Below are 16,591 nucleotides of genomic sequence, written 5' to 3'. Positions count from 1 at the left end.
TGCAGAACACATAGAATGCAAGAGAGTATCCAACTGGTTATTGATTCCGCGCCTTTTCTGCTGAAGGGCGCGGTATTTACGCTACAGCTCAGCATCGGCGGCATGTTTTTTGGCCTCGTGCTGGGGTTTATTCTGGCGCTGATGCGCATGTCGCCCGTCTGGCCGATTAAATGGCTGGCGCGGATGTACATCTCCATCTTTCGCGGAACGCCGCTGATTGCGCAGCTGTTTATGATCTATTACGGCTTGCCGCAGTTCGGCATTGAGCTGGATCCTATACCCGCGGCGATGATCGGCCTGTCTTTAAACACGGCGGCCTACGCGGCGGAAACGCTGCGCGCAGCGATTGCCTCCATTGATAAAGGGCAGTGGGAGGCCGCGGCGAGTATTGGTATGACGCGCTGGCAGGCTATGCGCCGCGCGATTCTTCCTCAGGCCGCGCGCGTGGCGTTACCGCCGCTTTCCAACAGTTTTATCAGCCTGGTGAAAGATACCTCGCTGGCGGCAACTATCCAGGTGCCAGAACTGTTCCGTCAGGCTCAGCTGATCACCTCCCGGACGCTGGAGGTATTCACCATGTACCTGGCCGCTTCGCTTATCTACTGGGTAATGGCAACGGTGCTTTCCACGCTGCAAAACTATTTTGAAAATCAGCTGAACCGCCAGGAGCGAGATCCAAAATGAGTGCGATTGAAGTCAAAAACCTGGTGAAAAAATTCCATGGCCAGACGGTGCTTCATGGTATCGACCTTGAGGTTCAACAAGGGGAAGTGGTGGCGATTATCGGTCCCAGCGGTTCGGGGAAAACGACGCTGCTGCGCAGTATTAATCTCCTGGAGCAGCCGGAAAGCGGCACGATTCGCGTAGGCGACGTGACGATCGATGCCGGGCGCAGCATCAACCAGCAAAAAACGGCCATTCGCCGCCTGCGTCAGCACGTGGGCTTTGTGTTTCAGAATTTTAATCTTTTCCCCCATCGTACGGTGATGGAAAACATTATCGAAGGGCCGGTCATCGTTAAAGGGGAGGATAAAAATGAGTCCATCGCCCGGGCGCGTGAACTGCTGACGAAAGTTGGGCTTACCGGTAAAGAAAATAGCTACCCGCGTCGTTTGTCCGGCGGGCAGCAGCAGCGCGTGGCGATTGCTCGCGCGCTGGCGATGCGTCCGGATGTCATTCTGTTTGATGAGCCAACGTCGGCATTAGATCCTGAGCTGGTAGGGGAGGTACTCAATACCATTCGCCAGCTGGCGCAGGAGAGGCGCACGATGGTGATCGTGACCCATGAGATGAGCTTTGCCCGCGACGTGGCGGACCGCGCTATTTTTATGGATCAGGGGCGTATCGTTGAACAGGGTGAAGCAAAAGCGCTGTTTGCCAATCCTCAGCACTCGCGTACCCGCCAGTTCCTCGAAAAATTCCTGATGCAGTAATCGCCCCGCGCCGGCCGCATTCGCTCAGGCTTGTCTGACGGATGCGGCCGGGCAGCGCTGAATAACCGGTTTATCAGCAAAAAAAGTATGTCCGGATGGTGGTCATAAGCAACGACGATACATCTGTCAAGGTTTTGTGCCACGTCAATTGGCATAATTTTTTAACGTATCCGGTACTTTCGCCGGACGTAGTCTAATAAATGCGGTAGCTGCCATTTTTTATACATATAAGCAGGGTTTATGTGTTAGTTTTATGTATTTATAATAATGATTATCACTCAGGAGTTATTTGGTTAGTTATGAGGGACAATGATTTTTTCAGCTGGCGGCGGGAAATGCTGCAACAATTTCAGTCCGTTTCTGCAGGCGAGGGGGTTTATCATCTTCTCCAGCAGGAAGCAAAAGGGCTGGAATATGACTACTTCGCACTCTGCGTACGGCATCCCGTGCCTTTTACTCGGCCCAGGGTGACGCTGCAATCGACCTATCCTCAGGCCTGGATGGCGCATTATCAAGCCGAGAATTATCTGGCGATCGACCCGGTGCTGCGCAAGGAGAATTTCCTTCGTGGGCATCTGCCATGGAACGACAAGCTATTCCATGATACACCGGAATTATGGGACGGCGCGCGCGACCATGGATTACGCAAGGGCGTCACGCAGTGCCTGACGCTACCGAACCATGCTCAGGGATTCTTATCCGTTTCAGGAACCAGCCATAGCCAGGGACCCTTTGCGGAAGATGAGCTGGAGATGCGCTTAAGAACGCTAACCGAATTGAGCCTGCTGACGCTTTTGCGCCTGGAGGACGAGATGGTTATGCCGCCGGAAATGAAATTTAGTCGACGTGAACTGGAGATTTTGAAATGGACGGCGGAAGGGAAAACCTCGGCTGAGGTGGCAATGATTCTGTCTATCTCAGAAAATACCGTCAATTTCCATCAGAAAAATATGCAGCGAAAATTCAACGCGCCAAACAAAACCCAAATCGCCTGCTATGCCGTAGCGACGGGCTTAATTTGATCTCATGTGTTGTTCTGCGTGCCAGACGTAAGACCGGCTGTTAGTAATACCTTCAGCCGGTAATTGATTACTGACGATATGCCTGCTTAATTTGCTTAACGGTGCTGGAGAATACGGCAGCCTGAGCCTCATCTTCCATCTGCGCGATTTGCTTTTCCATTTTAATAATCACGCGGCCTGCATCAGCCTGACCCATGGCCTGCAGCATCAGCGTTATCATTGCTTTCAGACACGAAACTTCCTGTGCCAGTTCTTGGTTATTTTCCGCAGTGGAAAAATCTGGAGTGCTCATCTATATCCTCGGTTGCTTTCTGCGCAATTGCGCATGACTAAAAGTGAAGGCGGCGCAGTATACCACAAGCAAAGGAAAAAAAAGGAGTGCTTGATTTCTGTTCTTTCATCCGAGTGGTGAATGATTTAATTGACTGAATAATACGTATTCATGAGATCTAAGCGTGTTAATTTTTTCGTACGCCCCGTTTTCGTGTTAATAATTGTTACATATTCAGGCACATATTTATCGCCTACGCAATGTGTTGTGTTTTTACGTAATCTGTATGATGAATGTTAAAAAATAACTGTTGTACAACTCTATGTTATGTATGGCTTTCCAGCGGGTGTGCAGACAAATTTCCATAATTGCGTAAGAAATCTTTCCCAGCACATTTTTTGGCTTTCAAAATTAGGTTAAAACCCGGTAATATGTGGGAGATAAGCTATCAGTAGCGTTATCCCTAATTCTGGAGAATATTCCTTTGATCAACGTCCTTCTTGTTGATGACCACGAACTGGTGCGCGCAGGGATACGACGCATTCTGGAAGATATAAAAGGGATTAAAGTTGCCGGCGAGGCCTGCTGCGGTGAGGATGCCGTGAAATGGTGCCGCGCGAATCCCGTTGATGTAGTCCTGATGGATATGAACATGCCGGGTATCGGCGGCCTTGAGGCTACGCGAAAAATTGCCCGTTCCGTTGCTGATGCCAAAGTGATAATGCTGACCGTGCATACGGAAAACCCGCTGCCGGCGAAAGTCATGCAGGCCGGCGCTGCTGGCTACCTCAGTAAAGGCGCCGCGCCGCAGGAGGTTGTGAATGCGATTCGCTGCGTGGCATCGGGTCAGCGTTATATCGCCTCTGATATCGCCCAGCAGATGGCGCTAAGCCAGATTGAACCGGAGAAGGCGGAGTCGCCGTTTGCCAGTTTGTCTGAGCGAGAATTGCAGATTATGCTAATGATTACTAAAGGTCAGAAGGTCAACGAGATTTCAGAGCAGTTGAATCTGAGTCCCAAGACGGTGAACAGCTACCGCTATCGTATGTTCAGTAAACTGAACATACACGGCGATGTGGAGCTGACGCACCTGGCAATTCGCCATGGCCTGTGCAATGCGGAGTCGTTAGCAAGTCAGTGAGTGATGTTTTTGATGCAAAAGCTTTCCTGAAAACAGTAACCAGCCAGCCGGGCGTCTATCGCATGTATGACGCTGGCGGGACTGTTATCTATGTAGGCAAAGCGAAAGACCTGAAAAAGCGGCTGAGCAGCTATTTTCGCAGCAACCTGGCTTCGCGTAAAACCGAAGCGCTGGTGGCGCTTATCGCCCAGATTGACGTTACCGTGACCCACACCGAAACGGAAGCGCTGCTGCTTGAGCATAACTACATCAAACTATACCAGCCGCGTTACAACGTGCTGCTGCGCGATGATAAATCCTATCCCTTTATTTTCCTTAGCGGCGATACGCATCCTCGCCTGGCGACGCATCGTGGGGCGAAGCATGCGAAAGGCGAATATTTTGGCCCGTTCCCCAACGGCTACGCGGTTCGCGAGACGTTAGCGCTGCTGCAAAAAATCTTCCCTATCCGCCAGTGTGAGAACAGCGTCTATCGCAACCGTTCGCGGCCTTGCCTGCAGTATCAAATTGGCCGCTGTCTGGGGCCGTGCGTTGCCGGACTGGTGAGCGAGGAAGAGTATGCCCAGCAGGTCGACTACGTGCGCCTGTTCCTGGCGGGCAAAGACGATCAGGTACTGACTCAGCTGATTGCCCGCATGGAAAAGGCCAGCCAGGCGCTGGAATTTGAAGAGGCAGCGCGGATCCGCGACCAGATTCAGGCCGTACGTCGGGTAACGGAGAAACAGTTCGTCTCCAATACCGGTGACGATCTGGATGTTATCGGCGTCTCGTTTGATGCCGGCATGGCGTGCGTCCACGTGCTGTTTATCCGCCAGGGTAAAGTCCTTGGTAGCCGCAGCTATTTCCCCAAAGTGCCGAATGGCACCGAACTCGGTGAAGTGGTGGAAACCTTTGTCGGGCAGTTTTATTTGCAGGGCAGCCAGATGCGGACGCTGCCGGGCGAGATCCTGCTGGATTTTAACCTGGGAGACAAAACCCTGCTGGCGGATTCGCTCTCAGAGCTGGCCGGGCGCCGGGTTAACGTACAGACCAAACCCCGCGGCGATCGCGCCCGTTACCTGAAGCTGGCGCGCACGAACGCCGCGACGGCGCTGACAACCAAGCTTTCCCAGCATTCAACGATTACGCAACGTTTGCGGGCGCTGGCGACATTACTCAAGCTTCCGGCCGTCAATCGGATGGAATGCTTTGACATCAGCCATACCATGGGCGAACAGACGGTGGCGTCGTGCGTGGTTTTTGATAGCAACGGACCGCTGCGCGCAGAGTATCGCCGTTACAATATTACCGGCATCACGCCGGGAGATGATTATGCGGCGATGAATCAGGTCCTGCGTCGTCGCTACGGTAAGGCAATAGAAGAGAGTAAAATTCCCGATGTTATCCTGATCGACGGCGGTAAAGGCCAGCTTGGGCAGGCGAAGACGGTTTTTGCCGAGCTGGACGTGCCGTGGGATAAAAGTCACCCTCTGTTATTGGGCGTGGCAAAAGGCAGCGATCGTAAAGCGGGCCTGGAGACGCTGTTCTTTGAACCGGAAGGCGAGGGCTTTAGTCTGCCGCCGGACTCCCCCGCGCTGCATGTGATTCAGCATATTCGCGACGAGTCGCACGATCACGCCATTACCGGCCACCGTAAGAAACGGGCAAAAGTAAAAAGCACCAGCACGCTGGAAACCATTGAGGGAGTCGGACCCAAACGCCGACAGATGCTGCTTAAATATATGGGCGGTCTGCAAGGGTTGCAGAAAGCCAGCGTCGAAGAAATTGCGCAAGTACCGGGTATATCTCACGGTCTGGCAGAAAAGATCTTCTACTCGTTGAAACATTAGGAGCTCTGTAGCAACATAGGGCTAATTTTTACTTACAACAGATAGTTACCCGTTACTATGCAATTTAATATCCCTACGTTGCTTACTCTGTTTCGCGTCATTCTTATCCCGTTCTTTGTACTGGCGTTTTATCTGCCGTTTACCTGGGCCCCTTTTGCCTGTGCGCTAATTTTCTTCGTCGCAGCGGTGACCGACTGGTTTGATGGTTATCTGGCGCGTCGCTGGAATCAGAGCACGCGTTTTGGCGCTTTCCTCGATCCGGTCGCGGATAAAGTCATGGTGGCTATTGCGATGGTACTGGTTGCCGAGCATTATCATACCTGGTGGGTGACGTTACCGGCCGCTACCATGATCGCGCGTGAAATTATTATCTCCGCGCTGCGCGAGTGGATGGCCGAACTGGGCAAGCGCAGCAGCGTGGCGGTGTCATGGATAGGCAAAGTCAAAACCACGGCGCAAATGGCCGCGCTGGTGTGGATGCTGTGGCGCCCAAATATCTGGGTTGAATGGGCGGGGGTTGGTCTGTTCCTCGTGGCGGCGGTGCTGACGCTGTGGTCCATGCTGCAGTATTTGAACGCTGCGCGCGGCGATTTGCTTGATCAGTGATCGTTTCGGCGCAATTTTCAGCAAACAACACAAGGTTTTAAAAAATATCGTTGACTCATTGCGCCAGGTAAGTAGAATGCAACGCATCGAACGGCAGCACTGTCTGACAGACGATAACAAAATCAAGTAATTAGCAAATTAGCTTGATGATGCGGGAATAGCTCAGTTGGTAGAGCACGACCTTGCCAAGGTCGGGGTCGCGAGTTCGAGTCTCGTTTCCCGCTCCAGTTTAAAACATCGGCATCAGCGGGTGTTCAAGCATTAAGGCGCGTTAGCAAAGCGGTTATGTAGCGGATTGCAAATCCGTCTAGTCCGGTTCGACTCCGGAACGCGCCTCCAATTTCTATCCCGAGCCCGGATGGTGGAATCGGTAGACACAAGGGATTTAAAATCCCTCGGCGTTCGCGCTGTGCGGGTTCAAGTCCCGCTCCGGGTACCATTGGGATAAAGCAGAATAATCAAAGCAATAAGCAGTGTCGTGAAACCACCTACGGGTGGTTTTTTTGTTTTTGTATTGCCATAACCTCGCTTTTGAACCTCAGCCCCACCTCATTCATTTTTGTCATAGGACAAAACCCGCATCTGTTGTTACTCTGTGTCGGCAATCTATCATTATCTCAATAAGTGGGGATGAAATGTTTACTGGCCTCTGCGCTTTTCCTCTGACTCCGTTACATCAGCATGGTGTTGATGAAACGGCTTTTGCCCGGATTGTCACTCGCCTCGCCGAATCTGCCGTCGATGCTCTCGGCGTGCTCGGTTCCACGGGAAGCTATGCCTGGCTCAGCCGCGAGCAGAGAATGCAGGTTATCCGACAGGCCAAATCGCATGCCGGAGCGGTGCCGCTTATGGCAGGGATCGGCGCGTTGGGGACCGATCGGGTCCTTCGACTGGCAGAGGATGCGCAGCGGGCTGGCGCCAACGCGCTGCTCCTGCCGGCAATCGCCTATCAGCCCCTGACGGAAGAGGAGATTTTTGCTTTTTACCAGACCGTCACCCGCGAAGTCTCCGTGCCCGTCTGCGTTTACGATAACCCCGTGACCACGCACGTGACGACCTCGGATGCGCTTAAAGGCGCGATCGCTGCGCTGCCGGGAATCGCCTCAATTAAAATACCGGGCCCCGCTAAAAATGACGTCGCACGGCGCGTTCAGAGCCTGCGGCGGCAGCTACCGGCTGAGGTGACGATCGGGATTAGTGGAGACGCCTGCGCGGCCGATGGCCTGAACGCCGGCTGCGAAGTCTGGTATTCGGTGTGCGGCGGCCTGTTCCCGCACGTCGCCAAAGAGCTGACGGCGGCCGCGACGCGGGGGCAGGCTCAGCGGGCGGAGGCAATAAGCGCCAGGCTGGAGCCGCTGTGGACGCTCTACAGGAAGTATGGCGGAAGCCTGCGGGTCACTGCCGCAGCGGCGACGATCCTCGGTCTGTGCGGTGAGGATTGTTTGCCGCGTCCCCTGCTACCGCTTTCGCCGGATGCCTTTCGTGAGATTGCTGAGACGCTGCGCAGCCTGAACCTTGAGTAGCCGGGTGGTTTTCTCTCGCTATTTCCGCTACTGTAAGCGCCATTTTTTACGACGATGAGCCTGTTTATGAAAACTGGACCCCTGAACGAAAGCGAAGTTGAATGGCTGGACGATATCCTGTCGAAATACGCGGTAGAAGGCACCATCATGGACGTTGCCGAGCTTGATGGGCTGCTGACGGCCATTCTCTCCGGGCCGACGGAGATTGAACCCGCGCAGTGGCTGCTTGCTATCTGGGGCGGAGCGGATAACGTGCCGCGCTGGGCCAACGATCGCGAGCGGGATCGTTTTGTGAACCTGACGCTGCAGCAAATGAGCGATATTGCCGAGCGCTTGAGCGATTATCCCGAACAGTTCGAACCGATGTTCGGCAGCCGCGAAGAGGAAGGGCAGGAGCTCACGATTGTTGAAGAGTGGTGCTTCGGCTATATGCGCGGGGTGGGGCTGAGCGACTGGTCCGCGTTGCCGGCTGAGCTGCAGGCGGAGCTGGACGTGATTGCCCTGCACGGTACCGAGGAGCGATTTGAGGCGCTTGATGAATTATCCGCGGAAGAGTTTGTCGCCAGCGTTGAGCGAATTCGTCCTGCCGCCCTGGCGCTTTATAACTACTGGACTGAGCACGCGCAACCGGCGGAAGTTCAGCAGCCCATCCGGAATGAGGCGAAGGTGGGGCGCAACGATCCTTGCCCGTGCGGCAGCGGTAAGAAATATAAGCAGTGCTGTTTAGCCAAATAAAAGAAGGGGCCAATATGGCCCCCTTCTTTTTACCCCACCGCGGGCAGCAAGCCTGCGGCAATCGCGAACTGGATCGCGACGATGCCGATCCCGCAGAGCAGGACGAGCCACAGCGCCGCTGAGCCTCCCGCGACCCGCCATGCTGCATCAGGATGCTGTTTGCGGCTCTTCATGACCAGCAGCGCAGGCAGCATGAGCGCCAGCACGGCCAGCGCGACGCCCGCATAGCCTAACGCCATCACGAAGCCACGCGGATAAAATAGCGCGAACGCCAGCGGGGGCAAAAAGGTAATCAGGCCGCTCTGTATCCGTCCACCGGCGCTGTTCTGGCGTTGAAACAGATCGGCCAGATAGTCGAATAACCCAAGCGCCACGCCGAGAAATGACGTCGCCAGCGCCAGATCGGCAAACAGATGCACCGCCAGCTCAACGTGCGGTGAGGCGACCACTTCGCGGATAGCTTCCAGCAGCCCGTTAAGCCCGGCATTTTTTGCCAGCAGCGCGGTAAAGACGGGAGAGTCAATGCTGCCGAGCGTCGCCAGCTGCCAGAAAATATAGGCGACCAGGGGAATAAAGCTCCCGATGACAAATACCCGACGCAGCTTGCGAATATCCCCGCCCAGATAGCTCACAATACTGGGTATGCTGCCGTGAAAACCAAACGAAGTAAAAATCACCGGAATCGCTGACAGAGCCAGTCCCTGCTGTAGCGGCAGCGTCAGTAAATTTACCTGGTGAATATGCGGCAGCAGCAGAGCCAGCATAATGGCGAGAAAGATAATTTTTGCGCTGAACAGAAAGCGGTTAAAAAGATCGACCAGCGAGGTTCCGATACACACTACCGTCCCGCCGATCCCGGTAAAAATCAGGACGCCTGCCGCAGGAGGCAGTCGCCAGTCCAGCCACTGGTTGAGGCTGGAGGCCAGCAGCTCGCCGGCGCCGCTAATATAGGCGGCGGTGAGAGCGTACAGCAGAAACAGCATGCAAAACCCGGTAGCCCACTGCCCGTAGCGGCCGAGATAGCGCGCGGCCAGCGACCCCAGTCCCATATCAGCCGGCACGTGCTGATACACTTCCAGCAGCAATAAGGCGGTATAACACATCAGCGCCCACAGCGTTATCAGCAAACCAAACGTTACGCCGAAACCCACGCCCGCCGAGGCCAGCGGCATCGCTAACATCCCTGCGCCGATTGTAGTGCCGGCAACGATTAAAATACTACCCAGAGTGCGGTTCTTCACGCTTTTCTCTATCCATTACGGAATACACAATTAATTATGCCGCGCAGAGTATGTGAAATCAGTGAGTTCGTCAAATGAGGGTTACAGGAAGTGTAATGATAACTTTACGATGCCAGAGGTTTGCGCGAAAGCTGCGCTGGCGCAAGAATCCGCCGCCCTGGCTGGTTTATTCTTCGGCCTTTACGGGAGGGGTTATGCCATCGATTCATGGTCACGAAGTACTGCAAATGATGATTTCATCAGGCGAGTCTTACACTGTTGCTACGCTGGAAGCGGCGATTATCGACCGTTTTGGGAAAGAGGTTCGATTCCATACCTGCTCGGCGGAAAATCTGAGCGCGGCGGAGCTGGTGGCGTTTTTGCAGAAAAAAGGCAAATTTATTGCCGCTGAGGAAGGATTTAATACGCACGAAAGTAAAATTTGCCGCCATTAATACTCATACGGCAGCGAACGCCGGGCGTCGCTGCCGTAATTATTAATTTTGTGTATCGAGCGTTGCCAGCTCTTTATCAATAAAGTACAGGCCTTCACCGCTTTTACCGGCAAGGGTCAATTTATCAATAACGGATTTAAACAGTTTCTCTTCTTCGTGCTGCTCAGCAACGTACCACTGCAGGAAATTAAATGTCGGATAATCCTGGCTGGTCATTGCCGCATGGGCCAGTTCGTTAATTTTCTGCGTAATCAGCTGTTCATGTTCGTAGGTGACGCGAAATAGCTCATCCAGGGACGCATATTCGGCGAAAGGTGAGGCGATAGCCGTGATGCAGGGCAGGCTGCCGGTATCGGTCAGATAGTCGAACAGGCGCTGCATATGGGTCATTTCTTCCTGCGCGTGGCGACGCAGAAACGCGGCGGCGCCTTCAAAACTGTGGTAGCTGCACCAGGCGCTCATTTGTTGATAAAGCAGAGAGGAATAAAGTTCGAGATTCATCTGCGCATTCAGCTTGTCGATCATTTCAGTTTTTAGCATCAGGCTGCTCCGGGAAAATAGAATTAAGGATTATTGTGCGCTCACTATAATTTGTTATTAATTTATTTGCAAAAAGTAAATTAATAAAATCATTTATTAATAATGCAAATGGGAATAACACGCATTGGCGATTTAAAAATAATGAGAATGGTTTTAATTTAATATTCCATGCGAAAAATCGTTGCGCCTAATTTAGCGGTGAAAATAGACCCGCCCGGCGGCCGCGGCGGGATTAGCCTGACGCGGGTAAGAGCGGGGATGATGCCGTACCAGCCGGGGACGGAAGTCAAAAGTGTGAGGCGAGATGCAATTTATAAAACAACTTTTCATAAAATTTGAAAGTATGTTCGTAAGGTAGTATTGTTCATAGCAACGCTAACGAACTATCGCGGGAGTGCCCGCAGAGCATTCAGGAGAGTAAAGCATGAAAATCGCACTGATGATGGAAAACAGCCAGGCGAACAAAAACGCCATCATCCTCAATGAGTTAAACGCCGTTGCTGAAGAAAAAGGCTTCCCGGTTTACAACGTCGGTATGAGCGATGAAAACGATCATCATCTGACCTATATTCATCTGGGGATCATGGCCAGCATCCTGCTGAATTCGAAAGCGGTGGATTTTGTGGTGACCGGCTGCGGTACCGGGCAGGGCGCGCTGATGTCGCTGAATATTCACCCTGGCGTGGTATGCGGCTACTGTATCGACCCTGCGGATGCCTTCCTGTTTGCGCAGATCAACAACGGTAACGCGCTTTCTCTGCCGTTTGCGAAGGGTTTTGGCTGGGGCGCAGAGCTGAACGTACGCTTTATCTTTGAAAAAGCCTTTACCGGCCGCAACGGTGAAGGTTATCCGCCGGAGCGTAAAGAGCCTCAGGTGCGTAACGCCGGGATCCTGAACGCGGTAAAAGCGGCTGTGGTTAAGGAAAACTATCTGGATACGCTGCGCGCGATCGATCCGGAGCTGGTGAAAACCGCCGTTTCTGGCCCTCGTTTCCAGCAGTGCTTCTTTGAGAACTGCCAGGATAAAGAGATCGAAGCGTTTGTGCGCCAGATCGTCGGTTAATATCCCGTCATGATGAGATGCTAAAGGCCAGCGCTGCTGGCCTTTTCTTTGGCTACTTCTTTTTGTTCGATACGCTGCTACCCGCCTCTTTGGCCAGATGCAGGCTATCAATCATGCCGACCAGGCAAATCAGCGCGATAAAAATAAACGACAGGCGGAAGCTGATGCCCGGCAGGTGAGAAAGCGTAAACCATTCGCTGAACGTTTCCCCAAGACGAATACCTATCGCGCCGAGCGTGATGCCCAGCCCCACGGCCAGCTGTGACGCGGTGCTGAACAGGGTATTGGCGTAGCTCATTTGCGCGGAAGGCACATCGGCAAACGCGAGCGTGCTGATGCCGGTAAACTGGATAGAGCGGAAGACCCCGCCGAGATAGAGAATCACAAAGATCAGCCAAACCGGCGTTTGCGGCGTTAAAAAAGCGCAGGCCAGCAGCGACAAAACGTTTAATGCGCCGTTAATCAGCAGCAGGCGGCGAAAGCCCAGCCAGCGGATCAGCGGCGTTGTGAGGGGCTTGATGGTTAAGTTGCCGACGAACACGGCCAGCACCAGCAGCCCCGAGTGGAAGGGGTCCATACCAAATCCGACCTGGAAAAGCAGCGGCAGCAGAAACGGCACGGCGCTAATAGAGGCGCGGAACAGGGAACCGCCGTACATGGTGACCCGGAAGGTGGGGATCTTGAGCGCATCAAGGCGCACCATCGGCCACCTGGTGCGGCGGAAGTGCCGCAGCGCGAAGAGCATACAGCCCAGGCCCAACGCCAGCAGCGCCAGCGTCTGCCAGCCCAGAGGCTGGCGATCGCCGAGCAGCTCCATGGCGGCGACCAGGCTAACCATCGCCACCGAGGTGGCAACAAAGCCGAAAAGGTCGAAGGGGCGCTGATCATCTTCGCGAATATTCGGAATGATACGCAGCGACAGGGCGATAGCGATAAGCCCGAGCGGCACGTTAATAAAGAAGATCCAGTGCCAGCTGGCGTAGCGGGTGATAAATCCGCCCAGCGGTGGGCCAATAATGGGCGCGACCAGCGCCGGCCAGGTCAGGGTGGCAATCGCCTTAATCAACTGGTGCTTCGGTGTGGTACGTAGTACCGCCAGCCGGCCAACGGGCACCATCAGCGCGCCGCCTGTCCCCTGCAGAATACGCATCGCGACGAACACATCGACGTTGGTCGACAGCCCGCAAAATACCGACGCCAGGGTAAAAATCGCCAGCGCGAGAGTAAAGATTTTCCGCGCGCCAAAACGATCGGCGATCCAGCCGCTGGCCGGTATCAGAACCGCAAGGGTAATAAGATAAGCGCTAATCCCGATATTGAGGTCGACCGCGGTCACGCCAAAATCTTTCGCCATGTCGGGCAGGGCGGTTGCTATCACCGTGCCGTCGAGAAACTCCATAAAAAAGGCGCCAGCCACCAGCAGCGCAGGTGCTGAAAAAGAACGGTCGTCCCTGGAAGAGGTGTTTGTACTCATTATTGTGTCGCTGCCATAGCAAAGAGAGCGCAGATTGGTCCGGAGCGTTCGGCTCTTCACTATCCGGTTCTGCTCATTTTGTTTAAAAATTAAATTATTTTGGTAAAAAATAGGTGATTTAGCGCACATTTAGGTTGATTTTTGTGATGCAAGTCATATTATAACCATCAGGGCATTAACACCTGCATAACAAAAATGGAGTCAACCATGAAACTGCGCAAAATCCTGAAGAGCATGTTCGAAAACTACTGCAAAACCTTCAAAGACGTACCGCCTGGCGCTATGTTCTGATAAAAAAACCTGCTGCGGCAGGTTTTTTTATATCCCGGGATTTAGGGTACTATTACGCTCCTGAAAAAAGGAGTGAAAAATGTCTCAACATCTTACCGAGCACGACGAGCTGGTCTCTGACGTGGTTGCCTGTCAGTTAGTTATCAAACAGATCCTTGACGTCATCGACGTCATCGCCCCCGTCGAGGTGCGCGAAAAAATGACCACCCAGCTGAAAGCCATCGATTTTGCCAGCCACCCGGCATCGGCTGACCCGGTGACCCTGAGGGCGGTACAAAAGGCCATCGCGCTGATTGAACTGAAATTCACCCCGCAGGAAGAAGCGCACTAGCGGCGTCAGCCCCGCCATCATTGTGATAGCGGGGCGTTAACACCTGTTAGTGGGAGACGGCGGTTTGAACGGCGCCTTCCTGCGTATCTTTAAACAGCCTGCTGTTGCCCCAGCACTCTTCGTACCGGTGGCCGACTAAATCTTCAACGACAAGGCGAACGTCCGGTGCGATATCGGCGATCTTACCGCCTGCTTTAATACGCGCGACTTCCTGCAGCACTACCAGATGCGCCTTGCGATCGAGTTTCATCTGCTTACTGAACACAATGGCTGCCAGCGCCAGCAGAATCACGCCCGCACAAAACACCACCGCAATCGCGGTGACCGCGCTCTCTGGCTGCGTATGCGCTTTCGACTGAAAGCCGTAGAAGCTGAGGATCGCCCCCATGGAAAAGACGATAATCGAGCGCAAAATTTTACCGGAGAAGGTCATGGCTCCCGCATAGATCCCTTCGCGGCGACGGCCGGTATAGATTTCATCGACATCCGCCAAAAAGGTGTAAACGGTCCAGGGAATATAGTACACGCCGCCGGTGCCGAGACCGAACAGCACCGTGATGCCAAACATCAGGACGGTGGCCAGGCTTGAAGGCAGGTGGAAGAACCACAGCGAGGTGTAGAGCAGCACGGCAAAGATAACCACGCTCAGCGCCAGAATATACGGCTTACTGAAGCCTTTCTTCACGCACAGGCCAATAAACAGGGCCGTTGATACCAGCTGGAGGATGGAGTTCAGACTGTTAAGCCCGGCCACCATCGCCGGATCGTGCTGCAGCACGAATATAACAAAGTAGGTGAAGATCGAGGCAAAAAGCCACTCGGCGCCGAAGCCGCAGAGATACATACCCAGGTGTTTGCGGAATACGCGCAGGTAAAACGTTGAGCGCATATCTTTTGCCAGCATGAGCAGAGTATTGAACAGACCCTTTTTCTCTCCCTTGCTTATCTCCTCTTCGCGGGGACGCTCCCAGCTGCAGTACCACAGGCAGGAGATGGCCACGATAAGAATGACGCCGTAGGTCAGCCCGGTGAGAAAAAACGGGGTGGCGGATTCTTTACCATAAAGCAGGATGAACTGCCCGGGGATAAATGCCGCGAGAAAGTTGGCCAGTTTGCCGAAAATCGCTTTATAACCGGTAAGCTTCGAACGCAGTGAGAAATCGTCGGTCATTTCGGTCGCCAATGTTTCATAGGGGACCATAATCGAGGTATAAATGATTTCAAAGACGACGTAGGTGCACAGGTAGTACCAAAAGCCGAGGCCTTCTACCCACAGCAGCGGGTAGAACATCATCAGCGGAATGCCAATCAACAAAAAGAAACGGCGACGACCAAAGCGTTTACCCAGCCGCGTTTTGCCAAAGTTATCGGTGAGATAGCCCATCAGCGGGTTACTAATTGCGTCGATAATGCTGGCGACGGAAAAAATAAAGGAGGCTTCGATCAGCGTTAGCCCACAGAAGGTTGTATAAAAATAGAGCAGCCATGCGCCGCTGATCGCCAGTGCGCCGCTTCCCAGTAAATTCCCGCCGCCGTAGGCTAACTGATGGCGTAACAAAATCGGTCTTCCCTGCAGCCCCTGTGGGGCTGAAGCCGTATATCTTGCCATTAAAGTAAACTCCGTGTTTTAAATTTTTGAAACAGTGTTTTTATATTATCAACCCGTAGTTTTAAACGTGATCCAGATCACCAATACCCTGCTAATTCCTCCGGCGGAGCAGGAATGAGATCTGGTTAAAAGTTTTTAATGCTTTTCTGGAATAAAAACGGCGCCGAAGCGCCGAAAAAGAAGGGGGACAGGGAACCTGCGATTAAAGAGAGCGCTGGCCCGAACAGGAGAATTCTGATGATTTATCGCCGGCGAGCATCCGCCGGCATGGCGTTATACGCGCTGTTGACTGACCAGATCCAGCAGGTGGCTATCGGTTTGTTGTACGCTGGTTCCGGCATTTTTCGCATGACGGATTTCTTCAAGAATGGTCTCCAGCAGTATGCCATCCTGATCCTGCTCTTCAGCAAGCAGCGTCAGAAAACGCAGGGTTGATTCATCGCTTTGCGCCTTCGCCTCTTCCGCCAGGCTGGAAAGTATCGTGCTGCGCTGCTGATAATCTTCGACGGTTTTGCTAAAGAGATCTTCCAGGGACGAACATTCAGTGCCGTAGGTTCCTTCCGCTTTCACAACGGGCCAGGCGCCTGATTTTTTCATAAAATCAAAGACCCGCATCATCTGCGTGATACTGGCTTGCGCTCGGTTACGGAGAAAAGTGGCGGTACCGTTCAACCGTTGCTGAGTACACCATTCGCTCAAATGCAGATACAAATTTGAGGTATAGAACTCAAGATTCATCTGGTTATTCAGCTTTTGAACCATTCCTGGTACGACCATACAAATATCCTTATTCACTTTGGAGGGGGCGGGCGTCATATCTTGACGCATCTACATCAGGGGCGCCTTAGAAATTACGGTGCGCAGAGAGAGAGTCCTGAGTAATAGTATTCAGGATTTCTGCACAGCCGTTTGAATTAAATCTCTTATCTCAACAAATATAGAATAGCGCCATATTTGAATTAAGAAAACTCTCAATGAGTGATATTTACATTTCGTTACAACATCCGTATTTATCTTGAAAAGAGGGTCTTTTGTAAGAATAAAGTCT

18 protein-coding genes and 3 tRNA genes are annotated in these 16,591 nt (G+C 53.1%); 15 read left to right on the top strand and 6 right to left on the bottom strand.

Translation table 11 applies throughout. The features are described from left to right. The first annotated feature begins 15 nt into the window (after nt 1-15). From tcyL to sdiA, 3 genes are all read left to right on the top strand, one after another. The gene (gene tcyL, locus BJF97_RS18310) at nt 16-684 is read left to right on the top strand and encodes a cystine ABC transporter permease (protein WP_004103458.1); all 669 of its coding nucleotides are present in this window, start codon (nt 16-18) and stop codon (nt 682-684) included. After that, nucleotides 681-1,433: an L-cystine ABC transporter ATP-binding protein TcyN gene (tcyN, locus tag BJF97_RS18305; protein WP_032693583.1), complete on the top strand. Its 753-nt coding sequence runs from the start codon at nt 681-683 to the stop codon at nt 1,431-1,433. Before tcyL ends, tcyN begins: the two co-directional genes overlap by 4 nt. Before the next feature lie 299 nt (nt 1,434-1,732). Beyond that, on the top strand, nt 1,733-2,455 hold the full coding sequence (gene sdiA, locus BJF97_RS18300; protein ID WP_014229875.1) for a transcriptional regulator SdiA: 723 nt from the start codon (nt 1,733-1,735) through the stop codon (nt 2,453-2,455). Between the two features lie 67 nt (nt 2,456-2,522). Here the strand turns inward: sdiA and BJF97_RS18295 are convergent, their stop codons facing one another. Further along, nucleotides 2,523-2,747, bottom strand: a complete 225-nt coding sequence (locus BJF97_RS18295) for a DUF2594 family protein (RefSeq protein WP_004122104.1) — start codon at nt 2,745-2,747, stop codon at nt 2,523-2,525. Between the two features lie 463 nt (nt 2,748-3,210). Here BJF97_RS18295 and uvrY point away from each other — a divergent pair, with 463 nt between their 5' ends. From uvrY to BJF97_RS18255, 8 genes are all read left to right on the top strand, one after another. Further along, nucleotides 3,211-3,867 (top strand): UvrY/SirA/GacA family response regulator transcription factor, encoded by a 657-nt coding sequence (gene uvrY, locus BJF97_RS18290; RefSeq protein WP_004122102.1) that lies wholly within the window; start codon nt 3,211-3,213, stop codon nt 3,865-3,867. Further along, nucleotides 3,864-5,696, top strand: a complete 1,833-nt coding sequence (uvrC, locus tag BJF97_RS18285) for an excinuclease ABC subunit UvrC (RefSeq protein ID WP_004852196.1) — start codon at nt 3,864-3,866, stop codon at nt 5,694-5,696. The genes uvrY and uvrC overlap by 4 nt, the downstream gene beginning before the upstream one ends. A 57-nt stretch (nt 5,697-5,753) precedes the next feature. After that, complete coding sequence (gene pgsA / locus BJF97_RS18280) at nt 5,754-6,302, top strand: CDP-diacylglycerol--glycerol-3-phosphate 3-phosphatidyltransferase (RefSeq protein WP_032693585.1); 549 nt, start codon at nt 5,754-5,756, stop codon at nt 6,300-6,302. Nucleotides 6,303-6,453: 151 nt separating this feature from the next. Next, a tRNA-Gly gene (locus BJF97_RS18275) sits at nt 6,454-6,529 on the top strand. Nucleotides 6,530-6,567: 38 nt separating this feature from the next. Next, a tRNA-Cys gene (locus BJF97_RS18270) sits at nt 6,568-6,641 on the top strand. Nucleotides 6,642-6,654: 13 nt separating this feature from the next. After that, nucleotides 6,655-6,741 (top strand) — tRNA-Leu (locus BJF97_RS18265). A gap of 196 nt (nt 6,742-6,937) precedes the next feature. Next, on the top strand, nt 6,938-7,825 hold the full coding sequence (locus tag BJF97_RS18260; protein ID WP_032693586.1) for a dihydrodipicolinate synthase family protein: 888 nt from the start codon (nt 6,938-6,940) through the stop codon (nt 7,823-7,825). Nucleotides 7,826-7,879: 54 nt separating this feature from the next. After that, on the top strand, nt 7,880-8,560 hold the full coding sequence (locus BJF97_RS18255) for a YecA/YgfB family protein (protein WP_014838846.1): 681 nt from the start codon (nt 7,880-7,882) through the stop codon (nt 8,558-8,560). Between the two features lie 29 nt (nt 8,561-8,589). On the opposite strand, the gene tyrP is transcribed toward BJF97_RS18255, so the two are convergent. Continuing rightward, nucleotides 8,590-9,801 (bottom strand): tyrosine transporter TyrP, encoded by a 1,212-nt coding sequence (gene tyrP, locus BJF97_RS18250; protein ID WP_032693587.1) that lies wholly within the window; start codon nt 9,799-9,801, stop codon nt 8,590-8,592. 194 nt (nt 9,802-9,995) lie between these two features. Between tyrP and BJF97_RS18245 the strand changes: the two genes are divergently transcribed. After that, nucleotides 9,996-10,235, top strand: coding sequence for a YecH family metal-binding protein (locus BJF97_RS18245; RefSeq protein WP_004852186.1), 240 nt, complete (start codon nt 9,996-9,998; stop codon nt 10,233-10,235). A 42-nt stretch (nt 10,236-10,277) separates the two neighbouring features. Here BJF97_RS18245 and ftnA read toward each other — a convergent pair whose 3' ends face one another. Beyond that, nucleotides 10,278-10,775, bottom strand: a complete 498-nt coding sequence (gene ftnA / locus BJF97_RS18240) for a non-heme ferritin (RefSeq protein WP_004852185.1) — start codon at nt 10,773-10,775, stop codon at nt 10,278-10,280. Nucleotides 10,776-11,199: 424 nt separating this feature from the next. On the opposite strand from ftnA, the gene BJF97_RS18235 reads away from it, so the two are divergent. Beyond that, complete coding sequence (locus BJF97_RS18235) at nt 11,200-11,838, top strand: RpiB/LacA/LacB family sugar-phosphate isomerase (protein ID WP_014229871.1); 639 nt, start codon at nt 11,200-11,202, stop codon at nt 11,836-11,838. A gap of 52 nt (nt 11,839-11,890) precedes the next feature. Here BJF97_RS18235 and BJF97_RS18230 read toward each other — a convergent pair whose 3' ends face one another. After that, the gene (locus tag BJF97_RS18230) at nt 11,891-13,312 is read right to left on the bottom strand and encodes an MFS transporter (protein ID WP_032693588.1); all 1,422 of its coding nucleotides are present in this window, start codon (nt 13,310-13,312) and stop codon (nt 11,891-11,893) included. 207 nt (nt 13,313-13,519) lie between these two features. Here BJF97_RS18230 and azuC point away from each other — a divergent pair, with 207 nt between their 5' ends. After that, nucleotides 13,520-13,603 carry a stress response protein AzuC gene (gene azuC, locus BJF97_RS34270; RefSeq protein ID WP_014229869.1) on the top strand — a complete coding sequence of 28 codons (84 nt, stop codon included), beginning with the start codon at nt 13,520-13,522 and terminating at the stop codon, nt 13,601-13,603. 79 nt (nt 13,604-13,682) lie between these two features. Beyond that, nucleotides 13,683-13,934, top strand: coding sequence for a DUF2766 family protein (locus tag BJF97_RS18225; protein ID WP_014229868.1), 252 nt, complete (start codon nt 13,683-13,685; stop codon nt 13,932-13,934). A 46-nt stretch (nt 13,935-13,980) separates the two neighbouring features. On the opposite strand, the gene BJF97_RS18220 is transcribed toward BJF97_RS18225, so the two are convergent. Both BJF97_RS18220 and BJF97_RS18215 read right to left on the bottom strand, forming a co-directional pair. Continuing rightward, nucleotides 13,981-15,492 carry an MFS transporter gene (locus BJF97_RS18220; RefSeq protein WP_014229867.1) on the bottom strand — a complete coding sequence of 504 codons (1,512 nt, stop codon included), beginning with the start codon at nt 15,490-15,492 and terminating at the stop codon, nt 13,981-13,983. 324 nt (nt 15,493-15,816) lie between these two features. Further along, complete coding sequence (locus tag BJF97_RS18215) at nt 15,817-16,320, bottom strand: non-heme ferritin-like protein (RefSeq protein ID WP_014229866.1); 504 nt, start codon at nt 16,318-16,320, stop codon at nt 15,817-15,819. Nucleotides 16,321-16,591: the final 271 nt, after the last annotated feature.

This window comes from Klebsiella sp. LTGPAF-6F, assembly GCF_001753185.1.
In the GTDB taxonomy this organism is placed as follows: Bacteria; Pseudomonadota; Gammaproteobacteria; order Enterobacterales; family Enterobacteriaceae; genus Klebsiella; species Klebsiella michiganensis.
This window is presented reverse-complemented; position numbering and strand designations above follow the sequence as displayed.

Bases quoted from the DNA above. Each gene is read 5' to 3' on its own strand.
- BJF97_RS18215 (WP_014229866.1), bottom strand. From the start codon at position 16,320: ATGGTCGTACCAGGAATGGTTCAAAAGCTGAATAACCAGATGAATCTT.
- pgsA (WP_032693585.1), top strand. From the start codon at position 5,754: ATGCAATTTAATATCCCTACGTTGCTTACTCTGTTTCGCGTCATTCTT.
- BJF97_RS18295 (WP_004122104.1), bottom strand. From the start codon at position 2,747: ATGAGCACTCCAGATTTTTCCACTGCGGAAAATAACCAAGAACTGGCA.
- tcyN (WP_032693583.1), top strand. From the start codon at position 681: ATGAGTGCGATTGAAGTCAAAAACCTGGTGAAAAAATTCCATGGCCAG.
- sdiA (WP_014229875.1), top strand. From the start codon at position 1,733: ATGAGGGACAATGATTTTTTCAGCTGGCGGCGGGAAATGCTGCAACAA.
- BJF97_RS18230 (WP_032693588.1), bottom strand. From the start codon at position 13,312: ATGAGTACAAACACCTCTTCCAGGGACGACCGTTCTTTTTCAGCACCT.
- BJF97_RS18245 (WP_004852186.1), top strand. From the start codon at position 9,996: ATGCCATCGATTCATGGTCACGAAGTACTGCAAATGATGATTTCATCA.
- azuC (WP_014229869.1), top strand. From the start codon at position 13,520: ATGAAACTGCGCAAAATCCTGAAGAGCATGTTCGAAAACTACTGCAAA.
- tcyL (WP_004103458.1), top strand. From the start codon at position 16: ATGCAAGAGAGTATCCAACTGGTTATTGATTCCGCGCCTTTTCTGCTG.
- ftnA (WP_004852185.1), bottom strand. From the start codon at position 10,775: ATGCTAAAAACTGAAATGATCGACAAGCTGAATGCGCAGATGAATCTC.
- BJF97_RS18225 (WP_014229868.1), top strand. From the start codon at position 13,683: ATGTCTCAACATCTTACCGAGCACGACGAGCTGGTCTCTGACGTGGTT.
- BJF97_RS18235 (WP_014229871.1), top strand. From the start codon at position 11,200: ATGAAAATCGCACTGATGATGGAAAACAGCCAGGCGAACAAAAACGCC.
- BJF97_RS18255 (WP_014838846.1), top strand. From the start codon at position 7,880: ATGAGCCTGTTTATGAAAACTGGACCCCTGAACGAAAGCGAAGTTGAA.
- BJF97_RS18260 (WP_032693586.1), top strand. From the start codon at position 6,938: ATGTTTACTGGCCTCTGCGCTTTTCCTCTGACTCCGTTACATCAGCAT.